The organism is Candidatus Thiodiazotropha sp. AKAK2 (assembly GCF_058244685.1).
In genome coordinates, this window is record NZ_JBSYOP010000032.1 from 56,506 (window position 1) to 73,228 (window position 16,723).

Here is a 16,723-nt window from a genome sequence, read left to right on the forward strand (position 1 = left end):
GCCCGTCAGTCCTAAATGCCTCAGACTGATAAACACTGTTTGCGTCCATCTGCGTACCGGGTAGTAAAATCATCCAAACAGTCTGCTGAAAAATGCGTATCATAACGACAGCCGAAAACCGGAACGGTTGTGGTCGAAAAACGTCGGCTGGTAGTCAATTGATCAGTAACAGCACCATGAACTCGAAAACACTATGGACTTTAGGTTTGATTCTGTTGTGCCTGACTTCCCTACAGGCAGAACAGCTGGGTGAGGTCAGCACCAAATTCCGAATGCTCGGCCCGAATGACAAGGTGGTCATCGAAGCCTTTGACGATCCGGCGGTTGCGGGCGTCACCTGTTATCTGAGTCGGGCCAAGACCGGCGGTATGGGCGGTGCCATGGGGATTGCCGAGGACACCTCCGATGCCTCGATCGCCTGCCGGCAGACCGGACTGGTGAACCTGCCCGGCGACATTCTGAATCAGTCGAGGGATGGGGAAGAGGTCTTTAAACAACGCACCTCGATTCTGTTCAAGACCATGCAGGTCGTGCGCTTCTACGATGCCAAACGCAACACCCTGGTGTATATGACCTACAGCGACAAGCTGGTGGATGGTTCACCGAAAAACAGCATCACAGCGGTACCTCTGTTCCGTCCCCAGAGCCCACAACTTCCCGGCCCCAAAGAGCAATGAGCCAACGGCTGCACACCGGTCGGCTGGTGCTGACACCCCAGGACCCCTATTTAGTGCCGGAAGATCCCGCCAGCCTGTTTGATACATTGAGGGATATCGGCCTGATCGCGTCACCCCGAGAAGCGGAACAAGGCTTTCTGCTGGGTGAGACGTTCATGCAGCTGATAACCTTCATGGGCTGCTCGCCCTTCATCAGACTTGAACCGGATGAGAGTGGTGAACCCTTTTGCCATCTGCGGGTGGATGGGCCACATCCGGCGCCCCGGCTGTTGACCGGCAAAAATAGCCTCCCTCCCCGCTGTGACACCTGTCGAAAGCGCATCAGTGACTGGCAAAGGGAGCCTCAACAACTGGCTGAATGTCCCCACTGCGGGCACCGGCAGGATCCAGCCAGCTACGACTTCAAACAGAGCGCAGGCTTTGGCCGGTTTCTGCTGAAGATCGAGAACATTTTTCCTCAGGAGGCGATCCCCTCGCCACGCCTGCTCGAGATCCTGCAACAGGCCAGTAACGGCGCGATCTGGCACTATTTCTATCAACAGGATTGATCGGGATTGCGGTGCGAGCAGACTGATCTCGTGGTTAAGTCCGCAAATGAACACAAATGGCGCTGTGTGGCCGAATTACACCCTATCCTGCCCAGACTGGAGTGGTCTTACTTAAGCAGTATTTGGTGGGGCGTGGCCCCACCCTACGCCCTGAATTATAAGGTAGGGTGGGGCCATGCCCCACCAAGACATTACGTCTTGTAGCAAATGGATTGCATCCCATCAGAATATGTGGATTCAGTTACGACTGCCGGACCAATCTACAGAATTTGCGTCTATTCGCGTTTATTTGCGGACTTTTAAAAAACGGGCCGGACGTCAGACCAGTTCGCAGCAATTCTTGCCTTTGCGCTTTGCCTGATAGAGAGCTTTGTCCGCGCGTGAGAACACCTGGTCCACCCCATCCCCCTTACGGAAGCTGGTCAGGCCGCAGGAGATGGTGACAATCACCGGTTTGCCATGTGAATGGAACCCGTTGCTCTCGACTGATTGACGCATCTCTTCTGCCACACTCAGGGCCTCTTCATCTTCGGCCCCGCAGAGCAGACAGACAAACTCTTCACCACCGAAGCGGGCGATGAAATCAGTTTCCCTTAAACGTGCCTTGAGACTCTGAGCAATCACCCTGAGCGCCTTGTCACCGGCCTGGTGTCCATAGCGATCATTGATCTTCTTGAAGTCGTCCACATCCCAGACCAACATGGTCAGCGGACTGTCAAAGCGCTTCCAACGAGCCACCTCCTGCTCAATACGCTCCTCGTAGGCCAACCGGTTGGGCAGGCCAGTGACCGCATCCAGCAGCGCCATATGGTGCGCCTCGACCATACGGGACCTCAGTTCTGTGGACTCCTGTTCCAGTTGGGTGAGGCGTTCACGCAGGGCCTGCTCCCCTTCCTCGGCCTGCTGATGAAAGCTTTGCTCCTCTTCCAGATAGCTGTCGATACTCTGTTGCACCAGGGTGATCCGCTGGCTGACAGCATCTTTCAACTGCTGCAGATCGGTGGCTTGGGCAACGTGAGTACCGATATCCCCGACCTGACCGTGTACCTGTTCACTCAGGGTGCGCCCATGCTGAACCATCTTATCCCGCCCTTCGTGGGCCGTCTGCAGGTGCAGGCCCAGGTCCTGCAGGCGCTGGGTCAGCTCTTCAAGAAAATCCTCGGCCTCCTGTATCTCTGACTGGATCTCACCAAATGACTTGGCGGACAAGGCGAGCAGGTCATCCAGCACGCCGACCCAGGCATCATCCGCCGCATCCTTCAGCAGACGATGCTTGAAACTACTGATCGGTTCGCCCCAGTGACCAGGCCAGGAGGCCTGTTCGAGCAGATTCAACAGAATCTGATTCGGCTTGGGTCCCGACTCTTCAGTATGCCCCAGCAGCCTGCTGAACAGACCTGCGGATTTTTTTTCGCCGGCAGCCTGGTTACCTTGCCCTAGCAGACGTACCAGCCGGGCGAAGGATTTCTCCTTCATCTCAGCCGGATCACTGACCAATTGCTCAAGCAGCTCTGTGGTTTCGGCCAGGACCTTCTTGGAGAGATTGAATGGAGTGAGCAGCTTTTGATAGACCTCACCCTCATCTGCAGCCGCACTGTCCTGCTGTTCGGCAAAATGGAGCAGCCCATCGGTGATCTCATTCAGTTTATCCTGGGAAATCGAACCGCCCCCACCCCGGACCGCATTGCGCACCGACTTCAGATGGGGTTCAAGCCGGTTATCCAGGCCACTGGCGGCGATGGTCAAACGGATGACGGTCCGCGTCAGCAACTCCTCCAGAGCCTTGTTTGCCTTGTCTTCACTTTCGGATTGGCGCAGCAGGTCGTCATAACGTTTTTTCCAGTCGGTATCGTTCATAGGTCACGTCTCGGATCGACAGCCGAACTATCAGGCGGCAGCAGGAAAAACCACATTTTCAGGCAACTCAATCTCCAGGCTGATCGGCAGGTGATCAGAGTGGGCATAGTTGAGGACCTCCGATTTTGACACTTTCAGACTGGGCGAGGCCAGAATATGGTCCAGTTTCTTGCTGGGGCGCCAACTGGGAAAGGTCATCATGTCACAGGCGCTGCCCTGCAGGTTGGTATTCTCCATCAGATACTGGAATTCTGTGGAGCTGCAGCCGCAATTGAAATCCCCCATCAGTACCAGGTGGGAGTAGTGGGAGACCAGTTCGCTGACATAGGAGAACTGACGCAGCCTGGCACGCCGGCCCAAGGCAAGATGCATTATGCAGATACCGAGGGGTTTCTCATTGGTCTGAAACTCCATCAGCACCGCACCCCGGCCCGGCAGGCCAGGCAGCCGATGTTCGGCAATCATGCTCGGTTGTACCCGACTCAGCACCCCATTGCTGTACTGGGCCAGCTTCCCCAACTTACGATTGACCTGGCGATACCAGAAGGGAAATCCTGCCAATTCCGCGAGATAGGCGGTCTGATCGATGAAACCGCTGCGAAAGCTGCCAGAGTCGACCTCCTGAAGCCCCACCACATCGAAGTCCTTCAACAGATGGGAGATACGATTCAAATTGTGCCGTTTGTCTTTGTGGGGAAGAACCTGTTTCCAGCCACGGGTCACATACTCCCGGTAACGACGGGTGTCCGCACCGGCCTGAATGTTGTAGCTGAGCAGGCGCAACCGGTGGGTATCATCCAGCGTGGCTTGATTCTCTATGATTTGCTTATTCATTCGTTCTGCGACGCTTTTTTCTTTTCTGATATCACTTTCTATGGCGGATAAATACAAAAAAACTTAAGTTACAACCGTCACTTTAGACAAAAAGCAAAAACTGTTCAGGAACCAGGTTCAATCTCGCAATAATAGTGTGACCTGACTACTGTTTCCAGGCCCCGAGCCCACTGCCGACCGGGCCGACCTGGCTGCAGGCCCTCAAAGACATGATGGCAGCCCGAAAAAAAAGGCGGTACACCAGGTACCGCCTTTTTCGATCGGAACAGCCGGGCTGCTTAACGACTGAGCCCCTGTATGTACTGGGCCACCTCGGCCATCTCTTGATCGGTCATTCTCTCGACCACACCCTGCATCATCTTGCTGGCGTCATTGGTGCGGGTGCCGGCACGGAAATCCTTCAGTGCCTTTTCCACATAGGTGGCATGCTGACCGGCGATGGCTGGGAAGTTGGCTTGGGGGTTACCCGCACCGGATGGTCCGTGACAGGCCATACAGGCGGCCACACCGGTATCGGCATTTCCGGCCCGATAGAGACGCTCACCCGCTTCAACCTTGTCCGCAGCAGCCACACCGGTTTTGATGGTCTGACTGGAGTAGAAGGCAGCAAGATCGGCGATATCCTGGTCGCTCAGAGGAGCGGCCATTGGCGACATCATCGGATCACTGCGCTTGTTCGCCTTAAAATCCTTGATCTGCTTTTCAATATACGCCGGATGCTGTCCGGCGATTTTTGGCCAGACTGGGTTGAGAGGGCTGTTGCCTTCAGCGCCATGACAACCGGCACAGACAGCGGATTTGTTTTTACCGTCTTCTGCATTGCCTGCAGCCTGCACAAGGCCGACACTGAAAGAGAGGGCTAGGGTTGCGGTTACGAACCATTTATTCATGATCAATCCTGCTCTGAATTATGCTGGATATGTTAAAAATCCCGGACCTTCCGGTGGCAGCCAGAGCGTTGTCAGCCCACCCAAAGACCGTAAAAAAGCTGCGAAACTATACCAGAATTTTCTAATAAAGGTCAAAATCCATCGCTTCAGCAGTGGCCGGACGACTCCGAAAACTCGGCCTGGTCTGTAACATGCCGGAGAGGATCAGCCAGCCGGATGGCATGCCACTCACCAGCCTTCGGTCACCATCCAAGCCCAGGGTTCGAGAGCATCACCATTCCGCCAATCCGGAATTGCCATCAGCGACCACTCCGGCAGCGAACAGCCGGCCCGTTTGTCTGCAAACCGGGTTACCGATAAACTCCAGGTTCCTATCCGCTCAGGCCCATCAAGATGCAGAAAGATCCGGACCAATCGATCGTACGCACCAGCTATGCGGTCATCTACACCCCCAGCCGACGTCGGGATCGATTTCCGGAAAACTGTGTCACCCTCGCCTCATCGGCGGAAGAGGCGATCCAAAAGGCCACCGAACAGGAGAACCTCCACGCGGCACAGGTCAACGGTCCTTCCCGCTCATCGGAGGGGTTTCGTCTCTACTACCTGGTCCACTGGCTGACCTGAGCCGACAGATTCCGGTCGCAGCTTGACCAGTTCCCGGGTGATTGCATCGGCATCCAGGGTGTCGAAATCCGACCGGCTGAAGGTCGTGAATCCCCCAGCCAACTCATACCAGGCAAATCCTCTGGTCCAGGGCTGATGCTCATAACTGCCCTGACGTTTCCTGGGAATGCAGTAGAGCCTGCCTGGCTGGTAGACCAGATTGTAGCTGACCTCCGAGCGGTGCAGTGACTCAATCCGCTGCCAAGCCTCAGCCGCCGATTCATAGATTTCGCAATTCAGCGGGTAATCCCGCTCTCCGCCATTGTGCCGCCAATGATCGCGCATCAGCGGTAGCGGCTTTGGCCTGATGAAAAGCTGAAAGTGAAGATGATTGACCGAGGCAAAGGCGGCAAAACTGTTGTAGGCGATACCGACACCAGGCAGGCCGCTACACAACCGGTCAACCAGCTCCCAGACATAGTCGTGGTATTTGCGGGTCAACAGTTGGGGGAGGCGCTGGGTGCGATCGGGAACCAGCAGGCAGTGCATCGGTACAAAGGGAAACTTGTTATACATAAGCTCCACTTCCACACCGTGCAGATCGCCTGCCCAGAAGGCCTCCCTGCGCAGAAAGGGTTTGTTGAAATGAAACCCGTTCGGATCGAATGGACGGCTGATACCGAGGGCAGGCTCACTGGTCATTCGCGAGGGACGAAATGCGCGGATATGGTTGAATTGCAACTCCCAATCCGCCTCATCGCGGAATTCAGCCGCATGCACACCATCGAAGCCGATGGCCATCAATTTCAGAAACACCAGATTGTCATCGGCAGCGCCAACCAACTCCCGTCCCTCACTCAGGGTCAGGCGGCAATACTCCGCCTGTTGATCAAAGCGACGAGCAAGCTGGCTTTTCAGGGATCGATAGATCTCAGCATCGAAACTGGCATTGGCGTGTACCAGGATATAGCTGCCGAGCCCCGGCTGCAGCAGCAGGCGTTCGAGACCGGAAGCAAATGCCTGCTGCATGGCAGCGTGTGACTCTATGAGGGACTGTTTCATGCAAACAATCCCCGGCCGAATGCCATCGAGACTGTGCAACCATGTGGAGACCGGGGCCACATGGCTACACCCTGGTTAGCGACATTCGTGCTCACTTGAGGATAAAAAACCCGCATAAACCTCTAGCCAGACCAGCCCAATCCAGCTCAGTGGTTGTGGCTACCGTGGTCGGATTGTTTCATCTTCATACGCAGCTTGCGCACCGGAGCATCCAATTTGAGCTCCGATCCATCGTCGAAGCTGAGGGTCAGGCCGATCTTCTCACCCGGCACCAGTTTCTGCTTCAAGCCGATCAGCATGACATGCAGCCCACCCGGCTTCAGGCTGATTTTCTGTTCCGCAGGCAGGTCGATCTTTTCCACTTTACGCATCCGCATCATGCCATCTTCCATGGTGTGGGTATGCAGCTCGACAACTTCAGCGGCACTGCTGCTGGCGCTAACCAGAGCGAGATCCTTTTTACCCATGTTATGCAGGGTCATGAATGAGGCGGAATTCGGCTGGCCGGGGGGTACAGCGCGGACATAGGGATCGTCGGCCATCACGGCAGAACCGGCCATCAGCTGTTGACCCATGAAAAACAGGCAAAAGCCAAGGATTGGAAGCAAACGTTGCAAGCTCATCTCTTTCTCCAGTGAACACAGTTTTTTATCAGGGAGGCTGACAGCCAGATTGCTGACAGGGTCAACCACCGAATTATTCAACAAGATTATATTCCCGTGGCCCGGGAGCATGGCATTAAAGAGATTATAAAGGCAATCCCGCGCAATCAATCCACATGAAAAATTGAAAAAAAGTGTGTCAAATGACTCATTCAGGGCATATGACCCTGCTACCGGGGCCAGCTGAAGGGTCAATTGAGCCGAACAACAGGCAAAAAAAGCGCCGGCATCTGCCAGGCGCTTTTTCTCTTGACGGCCGGGAGGGCCGTTAAGCAGCTCGAATCAGAGGCTCATGACCCACTCTACGGTGACATCACTGGCAGACCGGGCGACACCTCGACGATCTTGGCATTGCCGTTGAACTCCCGGGCGATGGCCTGCAGGGGCTCGCGCACCGCCAGGGCGATCTGGTGGCTCTTGCGGCTCCGGTACTGCTTTTCACCAGGTTGACCTGGATATCACCCAGGTGAGCATCCTCTCTCAGATAGTACTGGCGAACCAGGCCGTTGGAACCGATGGGCGAAGCGGTGCCGGAGTGGACCTGGTAGTCAGTCACCTCGGGCACGGTGCCCAGGTAGTCTCTCATGGCGTCGAGAACCTTGGTGGTCTGCTCAAGACTGGTCCCCTCCGGCATGTCGAGTACTACCTGGAATTTCGACTTGTTGTCGAAAGACAGGAGCAAGAGTAACAGCCTGCTACAGCAACTGCATCAGCCCGAGGTCATGACCGCGAACATGCTGAGCATAAAGGGCCCTATGGATTGCGCCAATCGTTAAAACTGGGCCAGAGAATTAACGCCCCAACCACCAGAAACCATCTCTCTCTGGCCTGGCCCTACCCCATCCTAACTAGCCTGAAACAACGCAGTTTCGTCCAGACTCCTTAGCCTGGTACAGCAGCTTATCTACTCTTGATAGAAGATCTGAAAAGCGCTCTCCATCCAAACTTTCTGTCACCCCGAAACTTGCGGTTAAATAAACAGATTGATTTCGATCGCGGGCAACCGGTTCATCCGCTATAGCGCTTCGAATAGCCTCCGCCTTTGCTGACGCTTCTTCAAGCGTGCAATTTGGCAGCACAATGATAAATTCCTCGCCACCCCAACGTGCCACCATATCCTCTTTTCTGAAAAAACGCTGAAGAGCCTTGGAGAAGACTTCAAGGGCTTTGTCGCCGATCTCATGCCCGAATTTATCATTCACGGCCTTAAAAAGATCAATGTCTGTCATGATCAAGGCATAAGCCCGTCTATCAAGCCGTCCTCCGCGTTCGTAACTACTTATATGTTCGATCACAAAGCGTCTGTTATACAGACCAGTCAGCTCATCCCTGTCAGCCTGCGCTGATAACATCTCGCTTTGCCTATCAACATGCATCCGTGCACCGATGATGCCTACAATAAACGCGCTACCTGCAATAATGGTATTCAACCGCAGCATCATATCAAGCGTTTCCGCGGCTATGGGCACATCGGCCGCCTGCCCCCAATAGGTTCTACCCCACATCCACAATATGATGCTGGCTGAACCGGCGATCAGAGCAAACATTTTCTTGATGTTGGGGTTATATGCCAGCCATCCTGCTAACGGCCATAGATAGAGATCGAACCCTGAATCCAATCCCAGTATTGACATAGCAATCACAGCATGAAGCAGCACCTCGGCAGTGCCGATATAGACTGAGCGGGCGACGTACCCTCGCACCACTTCTGCAATCGCCCAAGCCCACAACAGACTGCTAAAGATATTGAAATAGGAGAGTGAGGGAATTGCCCAATAATCAAACAGGAATATGAAGGATAAGTGCGCCAGAAAGCCAATCAGGCAGATACTCAGGCTAATCGGATAGGCATTCAAAACGTCAGATCGCACCCTAAGAAACCTTTTAATCACCTGCTGAAACTTTGGCAATGATCTTTCCCGGTCAGTTGAATGCCAAACCTACTTTCTAGAATAGTTCAGAACACTCTCCCGTAACACCAAGCACCGTGAATTTAAGATCAAGGCATTGGCTCTTCGACGCAGAGCCAGCGTAGCAATCTAGCCTAGAGTTGCGGGCAGTACGTATAGAAGCTGCATCCCATAGAATAGGCAAGCGTATCCGGGCTATAGATACATAGCCCGGATACGATTACGCATGGCCGCATAGTAGACCACCGGTATCACCGCCAGGGTAAGCACGGTGGAAACGAAGAGACCGAAGATCAGCGAGACGGTGAGACCGATGAAAATCGGGTTGTCGAGGATATAAAAACACCCGCCATCGCAGCCACGGCGGTCAGCGCAATGGGTTTGGCTCGTACCGCTGCCGAGTTGACCACCGCTTTCTCCAGATCCATGCCCTCGCGCACTTGCTGGTTGACGAAGTCCACCAGCAGGATCGAATGGCATGAAAGAGATTATAAAGGTAATCCCGTACAATCAATCCACATGAAAAATTGAAAAAAGCGTTTCAAATGACTCATTCAGGGCAATTCACACGGCTGTCACGGCCAGCTGAAGAGTCAATCGGGGCGAACAACAGGCAAAAAAAAAGCGCCGGCATCTGCCTGGCGCTTTTTCTCTTAACGGCCGAAAGGCCGCTAAACAACCCGAATCAGAGGGTCATGACCCACTCTACGATGACTTTGATGTCTTCGTCGCTGACATGGGCGTTAGGTGGCATAGGTACTGGACCCCAGACACCGGAACCGCCGGCTTTGACTTTGGCAGAGAGTGCCGCTACAGCATCAGCCTGGCCTTTGTACTTTGCAGCCACTTCTTTGTAGGCAGGACCCACAACCTTGGTCTCAATCTGATGGCATGCCATGCAGCCACGCTGGGTTGCCAGGGCAACGGGATCGGCGGACGCAGTCGCTACAGCACCAAGAGCAAGGACAGAAGCGCTGGTAGCCAGCAAGTATGATTTCATCTTATTCATCAGGAGTTTATCCTCAATAGTTCGGTTAGATAAATACAGCTGCGGGGTTGATTTTACAGAGTCCGTTCCCACAAAAATGCTGGATTATACGTTAAACATAAGTAAATTGCCTATAAAGGATAATTATCAATTAAACAATTTCACAATTAATCGCCTGTTGGGCGCTCAAACGTTCACCAGCAAGCACCGCAAACGCCTTCCAATCGGGTTTGACCGCAGAAATAAAGAGGTGACTCCCGCAATCGCAGTCAGATGAACCGAATCCACCGATCGGTTGGCCCAATCCGAGCGGTTCGCCGAGCAGGGCTGCCCATTGATGTTCCCGGCGCCGGGGGTCATTGCTATACCAGATCTGGCGCAGATTGGTGGCGGCGCGTAAATAGTCGATATGCCAGCGGGGGCGCAGACTGATCCGCCGATGGTGAGCGCAACGCGCAGCCACCCCACCGGGGCCGAAGGCGCTGCCGACGTAGAGATACCAACCGCGGACGAAATCGCACAGCCCCAGACGACCTACCTGGATCTGTTGGCGCCTGGGATTGTGCAACAGCAACACATAGGTTCCGGGGAACTTTGCCTGGGCAAGTCCCGAGCGTGAGACCCTGCCAGTCGGCTTGGGGGAGATCCCGATGACCGCTCTCAGCCGTGAGATCGCTCAATGACCACTCTTATCCGCCATGTGGGACAGATAGAGAGCAAGCCCGAGCAGTGCAATTCCCCCGGCAAATTGCAGCAGGTCCAGCGGCGTCGAGAACTCCATACTGAGGGCGAACTCGAAATATCGCACCACCAGGATCATCATCACCACCTTGGCAAGGCGGCTCTTCAGGTCATCCAGGCTGGTGATCATCAGGACGTTTGAAGCACTGTCAGAACCCTCGGCTTGATCGATCTTGCTGATGAACAGCTCATACAGGCCAAGTGAAAAGATCAGCAGCACCGTCGCCAACAGATAGCCATCGACAATCTCCACCACATGGGTCACCGTGGTTGAACGCAGCGCCACCCGCTCCTCACCCGTCAGGGCCGGCGAGGCATAGTGACCTAAATGGCTGATCATATAGAAGGCATCCACAGAGGCCATATAGAACATGGCAACGGCTGCCGCCAGGCTGGCAACCACAGCGGCGAGGACAATCAGCCGGCTGTTCCAGAGTAGTTTTTCAAATATCGCTTCCACAACATCTATTCTCGTTATTCAAGGTGAGGCAATCATATCAGAGAAGACCAAACTGAGACCTGACAACCGGGTTACCGTTGACGCCAGGGTGTTAAAGCGTACCGATAGCCATTATCATCAGCCCCTTTTTTGCAGGACCATGACTATGCCATCTTTTCTGCCGGGTCAACGCTGGATCAGTGACACGGAATCGGAACTCGGTCTGGGGGTGATTACCGGCTGTGAAGGCCGCCGGGTCACCATCCACTTCCCGGCCATCGACGAGAGCCGGGTCTACGCCATCGAGGGAGCCCCTCTGACCCGGGTGGCGTTCACCGCCGGTGACCAGATCGAGAGTCGTGAAGGCTGGCAGATGAGTGTCCGTCAGACCCTGCTCAATGACGGCCTGATCACCTACCTGGGTGATCGGTCCGATGGCAGTCAGGTGCGCCTTGAAGAGCTGGAGTTGAGTGACACCCTGCGCATCGACCAACCCAAACAACGGCTGCTCACCGGTCAGATTGATCCCCCCCACTGGTTCAACCTGCGTCAGCTGACCCTCAGCCACCTGGGGAAACAGCAGCATTCCTCTCTGCTCGGCCTGACCGGCCCGCGCATCGATCTGATCCCTCATCAGCTCTATATCGCCCATGAAGTGGCCGGACGACCCGCGCCCAGGGTGCTGCTGGCTGACGAAGTGGGCCTGGGAAAAACCATCGAGGCCTGCCTGATCCTCCACCAGCAACTGCTGACCGGACGGGCCAGCCGGGTATTAATCCTGGTGCCGGATCCACTGGTCCATCAGTGGCTGGTTGAGCTGTTGCGACGCTTCAATCTGAAATTCCGCATCCTCGATGAAGAGACCTGCCAGGCCATTCAGGACTCGGGGCAGGCGGACAACCCGTTCCATGCGGAACAGCTGGTGCTCTGCAGTCTGAATCTTTTTCACCACAATCCAGCCCGCCTCAGCCAGGCACTGGATGGGGAGTGGGATCTGCTGATTGTCGATGAGGCACACCATCTGACCTGGTCGGAAGAGGACCCCAGTGCGGAGTATCTGCTGGTCGAAGCCCTCTCATTGCGCACTCCCGGGGTACTGCTGCTGACCGCCACCCCGGAACAGCTCGGTCAGGCCGGCCATTTTGCCCGCTTGCGCCTGCTCGACCCGGATCGCTACTACGATCTGCAGAGTTTCCTCCAGGAAGAGCAGCACTATCAGCCGGTCGCGGAAGCCGTGGAGCATCTGTTGCGGGAGGAGCCGCTACCCGAGAAAGCCACTCAGGCGCTGCTGAACAAACTGGATGAGTCCGAAAGCGCTCCGCTGCTGAGTCTGCTCAATGATCCGACCCGGGATCCGGCTGAACGAAACGATGCGCGAGAGAACCTGATCAACAACCTGCTCGATCGACATGGGACCGGACGGGTACTGTTCCGCAACACCCGCGCTCGTATCAGCGGCTTTCCAGCCAGAGCGTTGATCGCCTACCCGCTGCCGATGCCGGAGGGCTATGGGGACGCACTGCAGCAGAGCGGTATCCCTTCAGCCAACCTGCGACTTACCCCGGAACGACTCTACAGTGAGCAGGGCCACCCTGAGTGGTGGCAGGTGGACCCCAGGGTTTCCTGGCTGATCGAGCTGCTGCGCAAGCAGGCCGACGACAAGTTTCTATTGATCTGCAGCCACGATAAGACCGCCGTGGAGTTGCAGCAGGCGGTTCGCAACCTGTCCGGCATCTCCGCCGGGGTATTCCATCAGGACATGACGATTGTGGAGCGAGACCGGGCAGCCGCCTGGTTTGCCGATCCACAAGGAGCCCGCCTCCTGATCTGTTCGGAAATCGGCAGTGAAGGACGCAATTTTCAGTTTGCCCACCACCTGATTCTGTTCGATCTGCCGGCAGATCCCGATCTGCTGGAACAACGCATCGGCCGTCTCGACCGAATCGGCCAGCAACAGACCGTCACCATCCATCAGCCCTATATGGACCCTGGCCCCCAGTCGGTGATGCTGCACTGGTATCGGGATGGCCTGGACGCCTTTCGCCAGCATGTGCCCGGCGCTCAACAGATCAGCGAGCAACTTGGTGGCGAACTCTGGCAACTGATCGAAGAGGAGCAGGAGCCAGCCGTTCTGGCGGATCTGATTGAACGTACCCGTGAGTTGAAACAGCAGATACAGCTGCGCCTGCAGCAGGGGCGGGACCACCTGCTTGAGCTTGGCGCCTGTCGGCAGCCCATTGCCAGCCAGCTGGTAGAACAGCTGGCAGAACAGGACGACTCGCAACAGCTGCCAGACTATCTCCAACAGCTGTTTGACTGTTACAACATCGAAACGGAAGAGCTGGGCGAGGCGGGTCTGATCCTGCGTCCCGGCGAACAGGTGATCGCCGGTTCACTACCCGGTCTGCCGGCCGATGGCCTGACCGCCACCTACAGTCGGCGTGACGCCCTGAGCCACGAAGAGCGACACTTTCTTACCTGGGAACACCCACTGGTGCGTAACGCCATGGATCAGGTAATTGGTATCCAGACCGGTAACAGCACGGCAATGGCCTGCAAGCACCCGAAACTCAGCAAAGGACAGCTGCTGCTGGAGTGCCTGTTTGTGGTGGAGTGTCCGGCGCCCAGAAAACTCCAGGTAGGCCGCTTTCTGCCAACCACCTTAAGCCGCATCCTGATCGACGCCAAAGGCCGGCGACTCGACCACCTGGCGGACTGCGACTCGCTGCTCGAGCATGCCGAGGAGCTGGATCGCAAAGCCCTACTACCGGTGATCAACAGTTATCGGTCACAGTTGCGTTCGCTGGTCGCAGCAGCGGAAGAGGCCGCAGCCAATCTGGTGGATGAGCAGGTTAAACAGTCAGCGGCGAAAATGATGAAATACTACACAACCGAGATTCAGCGCATGCAGGCCCTGAAAAAACACAACCCTGCGGTGCGTAGTGAAGAGATCGAAATGCTTCAGCAGCAGGGGATGGCGCTACACCAGCAGCTGCAATCCACCCGTCTGCGCCTGGACGCCGTTCGACTGGTGGTTACGCTCTAGGGCCTGTTAACACTGATCCAATACGCCCTGTTGTGCTTGAAAGTGAACTATTCGGCGGCCGGAGTGGCATCCAGCAGGCGTTTGATCGGGAAGGGCCGGCAAACCCCATACCCCTGCACATAGTCGACCCCGATCGCCTCGAGTCGCTGCAGAATCTCCTCGGTTTCGACAAACTCGGCGATGGTCTCCAGCCCCATGATGTGGCCGATGCGATTGATCGCCTCGACCATCGATTCGTCGATCGCATTCTCAAGCATGTCATGAACGAACGCGCCGTCGATTTTCAGATACTCCACCGGCAGATGTTTGAGATAGCCGAAGGAGGAGAGGCCACTGCCAAAATCGTCCAGGGCGAATTCACAACCATAGCGCTGCAGGGTGCGCATGAAATGCTCAGCCGAGGTGAGATTGGAGATGGCGGCAGTCTCGGTGACTTCGAAACAGAGCATGCCTGCAGGGATATCCCGCTCCCTGATGGTCAGCAGTATCCACTGCAGAAACTCATCATCAACGACTGAATGGCCGGAGAGATTGACGAAAAAGCGTCGTCCTGCATTCAGACAGGAGTCCCGATTATGGGTAATGAAACGGGCCACCTGGTCCACGACCCAGTGATCCACCGCCGGCATCAGACCAAACCGTTCCGCAGCCGGAATGAAGGCGCCAGGCGGGATCAGGTTTTCATCCTCATCGAGCAAGCGGATCAGCACCTCCACATGCTCTTGCACCCCATCTTCATCATTGAGGGATGTAATCGGTTGCACAAAGAGTGTAAAGCGGTCCTCTTCCAGGGCGGTTCGAATGCGGGTCACCCACTGGGTCTCACCATGACGCTTGGCTGCGGAGCTGTCCACCGAATCGTAGATGTGGATTTTGTTTCGCCCCTCCTCTTTTGCCGTGAGGCAGGCAATATCCGCGTGTCCAAGAATCTGCTCCACGCTCTCGCTATGTCTGTCGATCGGCACCATGCCGATGCTGAGACTCTGGGAGAAGGTCTTGCCCTCCCAGGCAAAGCGGAACGCCTGGACCTCCTGGCGGATCGTCTCGGCAATGCGTTCCGCCACTTCCAGTGTGCACTGACTGAGCAGAATCCCGAACTCATCCCCACCCAGGCGGGCAATCAAATCGCTGGTGCGAATTGAACGTTTGATCAAGGCGGCGAGCTGCCTCAACAATTCATCACCTGCCGCGTAACCGCAGTTGTCGTTGACGATGATAAAGCGGTCGATATCCAGAAAGAGCAGACAGTGCTGCTCATCTTCAAATTGGGTCTCATCCAGCAGCAGTGAGAGTCGACGGTCGAACTCAACCCGATTGTAGAGTCGGGTGACCGGATCATGGGTCGACTGCCAATTCAGTTGGGCCGCCAACTTGCGGGACTGGCTGGTATCCTTGAAAACCAGCACAAACCCTTCCAGTTGACCATCATCCCCCTTCAGGCGGGTGATCGTCTGTTGGATGGGGATCGTCAATCCCTCACGATGAACCAGTACCAGCTGCCGACTGTCATCGGCAAGAATCTGCTCGAGGGTCAACAGCGGAGCCGACTGAGTCATCTCATCATAGACCTGATAGACCTCAGCCAGAGGACGGCCGGATATACGTTGACTCTGGAAACCGGTCATACTCTCAGCGGCCAGATTGACAAACTCCACCATTCCTTCGGCATTAACCAGAATGACGGCATCCTCTACCGAGGAGAGTATCGCCCGGGTGCGATGTTCAGTGAGTCCAAGACCTGACAAGCTGGGCGCTTTCTGTTCGGCTGCCAGCTCATTGATCTGCACCAGACAGAATCCCGGATGCATCACCATGGGCCGCACACTGACCCTTAAAAATTGACCGTTCTCGAGACTGAAAAGATGACGCGACAGTTGCGTCTGTTTTTTGCTGGCCTCCACTCCCTGCTTTTGCGACAGGGCGATTGCCAGATGGACCATGCTATCGAATCTCGGTCCCGCCAGCGCCGGAATCAGGGATTCGATGGTTGCGTGTTCTGAGAACTGCGGCAGGTTGCCCAGATAATCGGCCAGCCAGGGATTCCAGATCAGCGCCCGCTTATTGCGGTCAACCAGACAGAGCCCCACATCGCAGGCATCGATCACTTCCCGCAGATGCAATATTTCATCTTCGGTAAGCCCGGACCATGGATCAGTCGCCGCTGAGACCTTTCCCCGCACAATAAATACCCTAAAATTGCCCCAAGATAGTGATTATGAGCATCCCGGCCATTCAATGGTCTGTCTGCTGAACACCCAATCCTTTCTTCCATGATGACAGCTGTAATGAGCCGCTCATCCACCTTGGATAACATTAGGTCTACAAATAATTTTAGTGCATGTGCGATCCAGCTTGCTCAGCACCGACATTACCCTGGCGACAGAAGAGCTACCACTCAGACACAAGCAAACTGCCTGTCGGCAATCCAACTGCGGAAATTTAATAAATATCCTAGCGGCCAGGTAG

General features: G+C 55.5%; 14 protein-coding genes and 2 pseudogenes. 4 read left to right on the forward strand and 12 right to left on the reverse strand.

All coding sequences use genetic code 11. The features are described 5' to 3' along the window. Window positions 1-176: 176 nt before the first annotated feature. Window positions 177-677: a CreA family protein gene (locus tag AC4IE8_RS15090; RefSeq protein WP_068987371.1), complete on the forward strand. Its 501-nt coding sequence runs from the start codon at window positions 177-179 to the stop codon at window positions 675-677. Beyond that, window positions 674-1,225, forward strand: coding sequence for a hypothetical protein (locus AC4IE8_RS15095; protein ID WP_490791375.1), 552 nt, complete (start codon window positions 674-676; stop codon window positions 1,223-1,225). The genes AC4IE8_RS15090 and AC4IE8_RS15095 overlap by 4 nt, the downstream gene beginning before the upstream one ends. 318 nt (window positions 1,226-1,543) lie before the next feature. Here AC4IE8_RS15095 and AC4IE8_RS15100 read toward each other — a convergent pair whose 3' ends face one another. The 3 genes from AC4IE8_RS15100 to AC4IE8_RS15110 form a co-directional block, all read right to left on the reverse strand. Continuing rightward, complete coding sequence (locus AC4IE8_RS15100; RefSeq protein ID WP_490791376.1) at window positions 1,544-3,082, reverse strand: GGDEF domain-containing protein; 1,539 nt, start codon at window positions 3,080-3,082, stop codon at window positions 1,544-1,546. Between the two features lie 30 nt (window positions 3,083-3,112). Continuing rightward, entirely contained in the window at window positions 3,113-3,916 is an 804-nt protein-coding gene (locus AC4IE8_RS15105) for an endonuclease/exonuclease/phosphatase family protein (RefSeq protein ID WP_068987368.1), read from the reverse strand. A 278-nt stretch (window positions 3,917-4,194) separates the two neighbouring features. Beyond that, window positions 4,195-4,806, reverse strand: a complete 612-nt coding sequence (locus tag AC4IE8_RS15110) for a c-type cytochrome (protein WP_068987367.1) — start codon at window positions 4,804-4,806, stop codon at window positions 4,195-4,197. Window positions 4,807-5,199: 393 nt separating this feature from the next. Here AC4IE8_RS15110 and AC4IE8_RS15115 point away from each other — a divergent pair, with 393 nt between their 5' ends. Further along, window positions 5,200-5,430 carry a hypothetical protein gene (locus AC4IE8_RS15115; protein ID WP_068987364.1) on the forward strand — a complete coding sequence of 77 codons (231 nt, stop codon included), beginning with the start codon at window positions 5,200-5,202 and terminating at the stop codon, window positions 5,428-5,430. Here AC4IE8_RS15115 and AC4IE8_RS15120 read toward each other — a convergent pair. The 8 genes and pseudogenes from AC4IE8_RS15120 to AC4IE8_RS15155 all read right to left on the reverse strand — a co-directional run bounded on the left by AC4IE8_RS15120 (window position 5,383) and on the right by AC4IE8_RS15155 (window position 11,232). Continuing rightward, on the reverse strand, window positions 5,383-6,471 hold the full coding sequence (locus AC4IE8_RS15120) for a hypothetical protein (protein WP_490791377.1): 1,089 nt from the start codon (window positions 6,469-6,471) through the stop codon (window positions 5,383-5,385). The genes AC4IE8_RS15115 and AC4IE8_RS15120 overlap by 48 nt on opposite strands. 146 nt (window positions 6,472-6,617) lie before the next feature. Continuing rightward, window positions 6,618-7,094 (reverse strand): copper chaperone PCu(A)C, encoded by a 477-nt coding sequence (locus AC4IE8_RS15125; RefSeq protein WP_490791378.1) that lies wholly within the window; start codon window positions 7,092-7,094, stop codon window positions 6,618-6,620. Window positions 7,095-7,438: 344 nt separating this feature from the next. Further along, a pseudogene (locus AC4IE8_RS15130) lies at window positions 7,439-7,812 on the reverse strand (efflux RND transporter permease subunit); the annotation flags it as partial. A 169-nt stretch (window positions 7,813-7,981) separates the two neighbouring features. Continuing rightward, the gene (locus AC4IE8_RS15135; protein ID WP_490791379.1) at window positions 7,982-9,043 is read right to left on the reverse strand and encodes a GGDEF domain-containing protein; all 1,062 of its coding nucleotides are present in this window, start codon (window positions 9,041-9,043) and stop codon (window positions 7,982-7,984) included. A 195-nt stretch (window positions 9,044-9,238) separates the two neighbouring features. Then, window positions 9,239-9,519, reverse strand: a pseudogene (locus tag AC4IE8_RS15140) (efflux RND transporter permease subunit); the annotation flags it as partial. A 209-nt stretch (window positions 9,520-9,728) separates the two neighbouring features. Further along, on the reverse strand, window positions 9,729-10,043 hold the full coding sequence (locus AC4IE8_RS15145) for a c-type cytochrome (protein WP_068988476.1): 315 nt from the start codon (window positions 10,041-10,043) through the stop codon (window positions 9,729-9,731). Window positions 10,044-10,182: 139 nt separating this feature from the next. Continuing rightward, a complete protein-coding gene (locus AC4IE8_RS15150; protein WP_490791380.1) occupies window positions 10,183-10,608 on the reverse strand; it encodes a GIY-YIG nuclease family protein in 426 nt (141 codons plus the stop codon). Between the two features lie 99 nt (window positions 10,609-10,707). After that, window positions 10,708-11,232, reverse strand: a complete 525-nt coding sequence (locus AC4IE8_RS15155; protein WP_083225842.1) for a YqhA family protein — start codon at window positions 11,230-11,232, stop codon at window positions 10,708-10,710. Between the two features lie 145 nt (window positions 11,233-11,377). On the opposite strand from AC4IE8_RS15155, the gene rapA reads away from it, so the two are divergent. Beyond that, window positions 11,378-14,257: an RNA polymerase-associated protein RapA gene (gene rapA, locus AC4IE8_RS15160; RefSeq protein WP_068987358.1), complete on the forward strand. Its 2,880-nt coding sequence runs from the start codon at window positions 11,378-11,380 to the stop codon at window positions 14,255-14,257. Window positions 14,258-14,304: 47 nt separating this feature from the next. Here rapA and AC4IE8_RS15165 read toward each other — a convergent pair whose 3' ends face one another. After that, window positions 14,305-16,437 (reverse strand): bifunctional diguanylate cyclase/phosphodiesterase, encoded by a 2,133-nt coding sequence (locus AC4IE8_RS15165; protein ID WP_068987357.1) that lies wholly within the window; start codon window positions 16,435-16,437, stop codon window positions 14,305-14,307. Window positions 16,438-16,723: the final 286 nt, after the last annotated feature.

Bases quoted from the DNA above. Each gene is read 5' to 3' on its own strand.
- AC4IE8_RS15090 (WP_068987371.1), top strand. From the start codon at position 177: ATGAACTCGAAAACACTATGGACTTTAGGTTTGATTCTGTTGTGCCTG.
- AC4IE8_RS15095 (WP_490791375.1), top strand. From the start codon at position 674: ATGAGCCAACGGCTGCACACCGGTCGGCTGGTGCTGACACCCCAGGAC.
- AC4IE8_RS15100 (WP_490791376.1), bottom strand. From the start codon at position 3,082: ATGAACGATACCGACTGGAAAAAACGTTATGACGACCTGCTGCGCCAA.
- AC4IE8_RS15105 (WP_068987368.1), bottom strand. From the start codon at position 3,916: ATGAATAAGCAAATCATAGAGAATCAAGCCACGCTGGATGATACCCAC.
- AC4IE8_RS15125 (WP_490791378.1), bottom strand. From the start codon at position 7,094: ATGAGCTTGCAACGTTTGCTTCCAATCCTTGGCTTTTGCCTGTTTTTC.
- rapA (WP_068987358.1), top strand. From the start codon at position 11,378: ATGCCATCTTTTCTGCCGGGTCAACGCTGGATCAGTGACACGGAATCG.
- AC4IE8_RS15110 (WP_068987367.1), bottom strand. From the start codon at position 4,806: ATGAATAAATGGTTCGTAACCGCAACCCTAGCCCTCTCTTTCAGTGTC.
- AC4IE8_RS15145 (WP_068988476.1), bottom strand. From the start codon at position 10,043: ATGAAATCATACTTGCTGGCTACCAGCGCTTCTGTCCTTGCTCTTGGT.
- AC4IE8_RS15115 (WP_068987364.1), top strand. From the start codon at position 5,200: ATGCAGAAAGATCCGGACCAATCGATCGTACGCACCAGCTATGCGGTC.
- AC4IE8_RS15120 (WP_490791377.1), bottom strand. From the start codon at position 6,471: ATGAAACAGTCCCTCATAGAGTCACACGCTGCCATGCAGCAGGCATTT.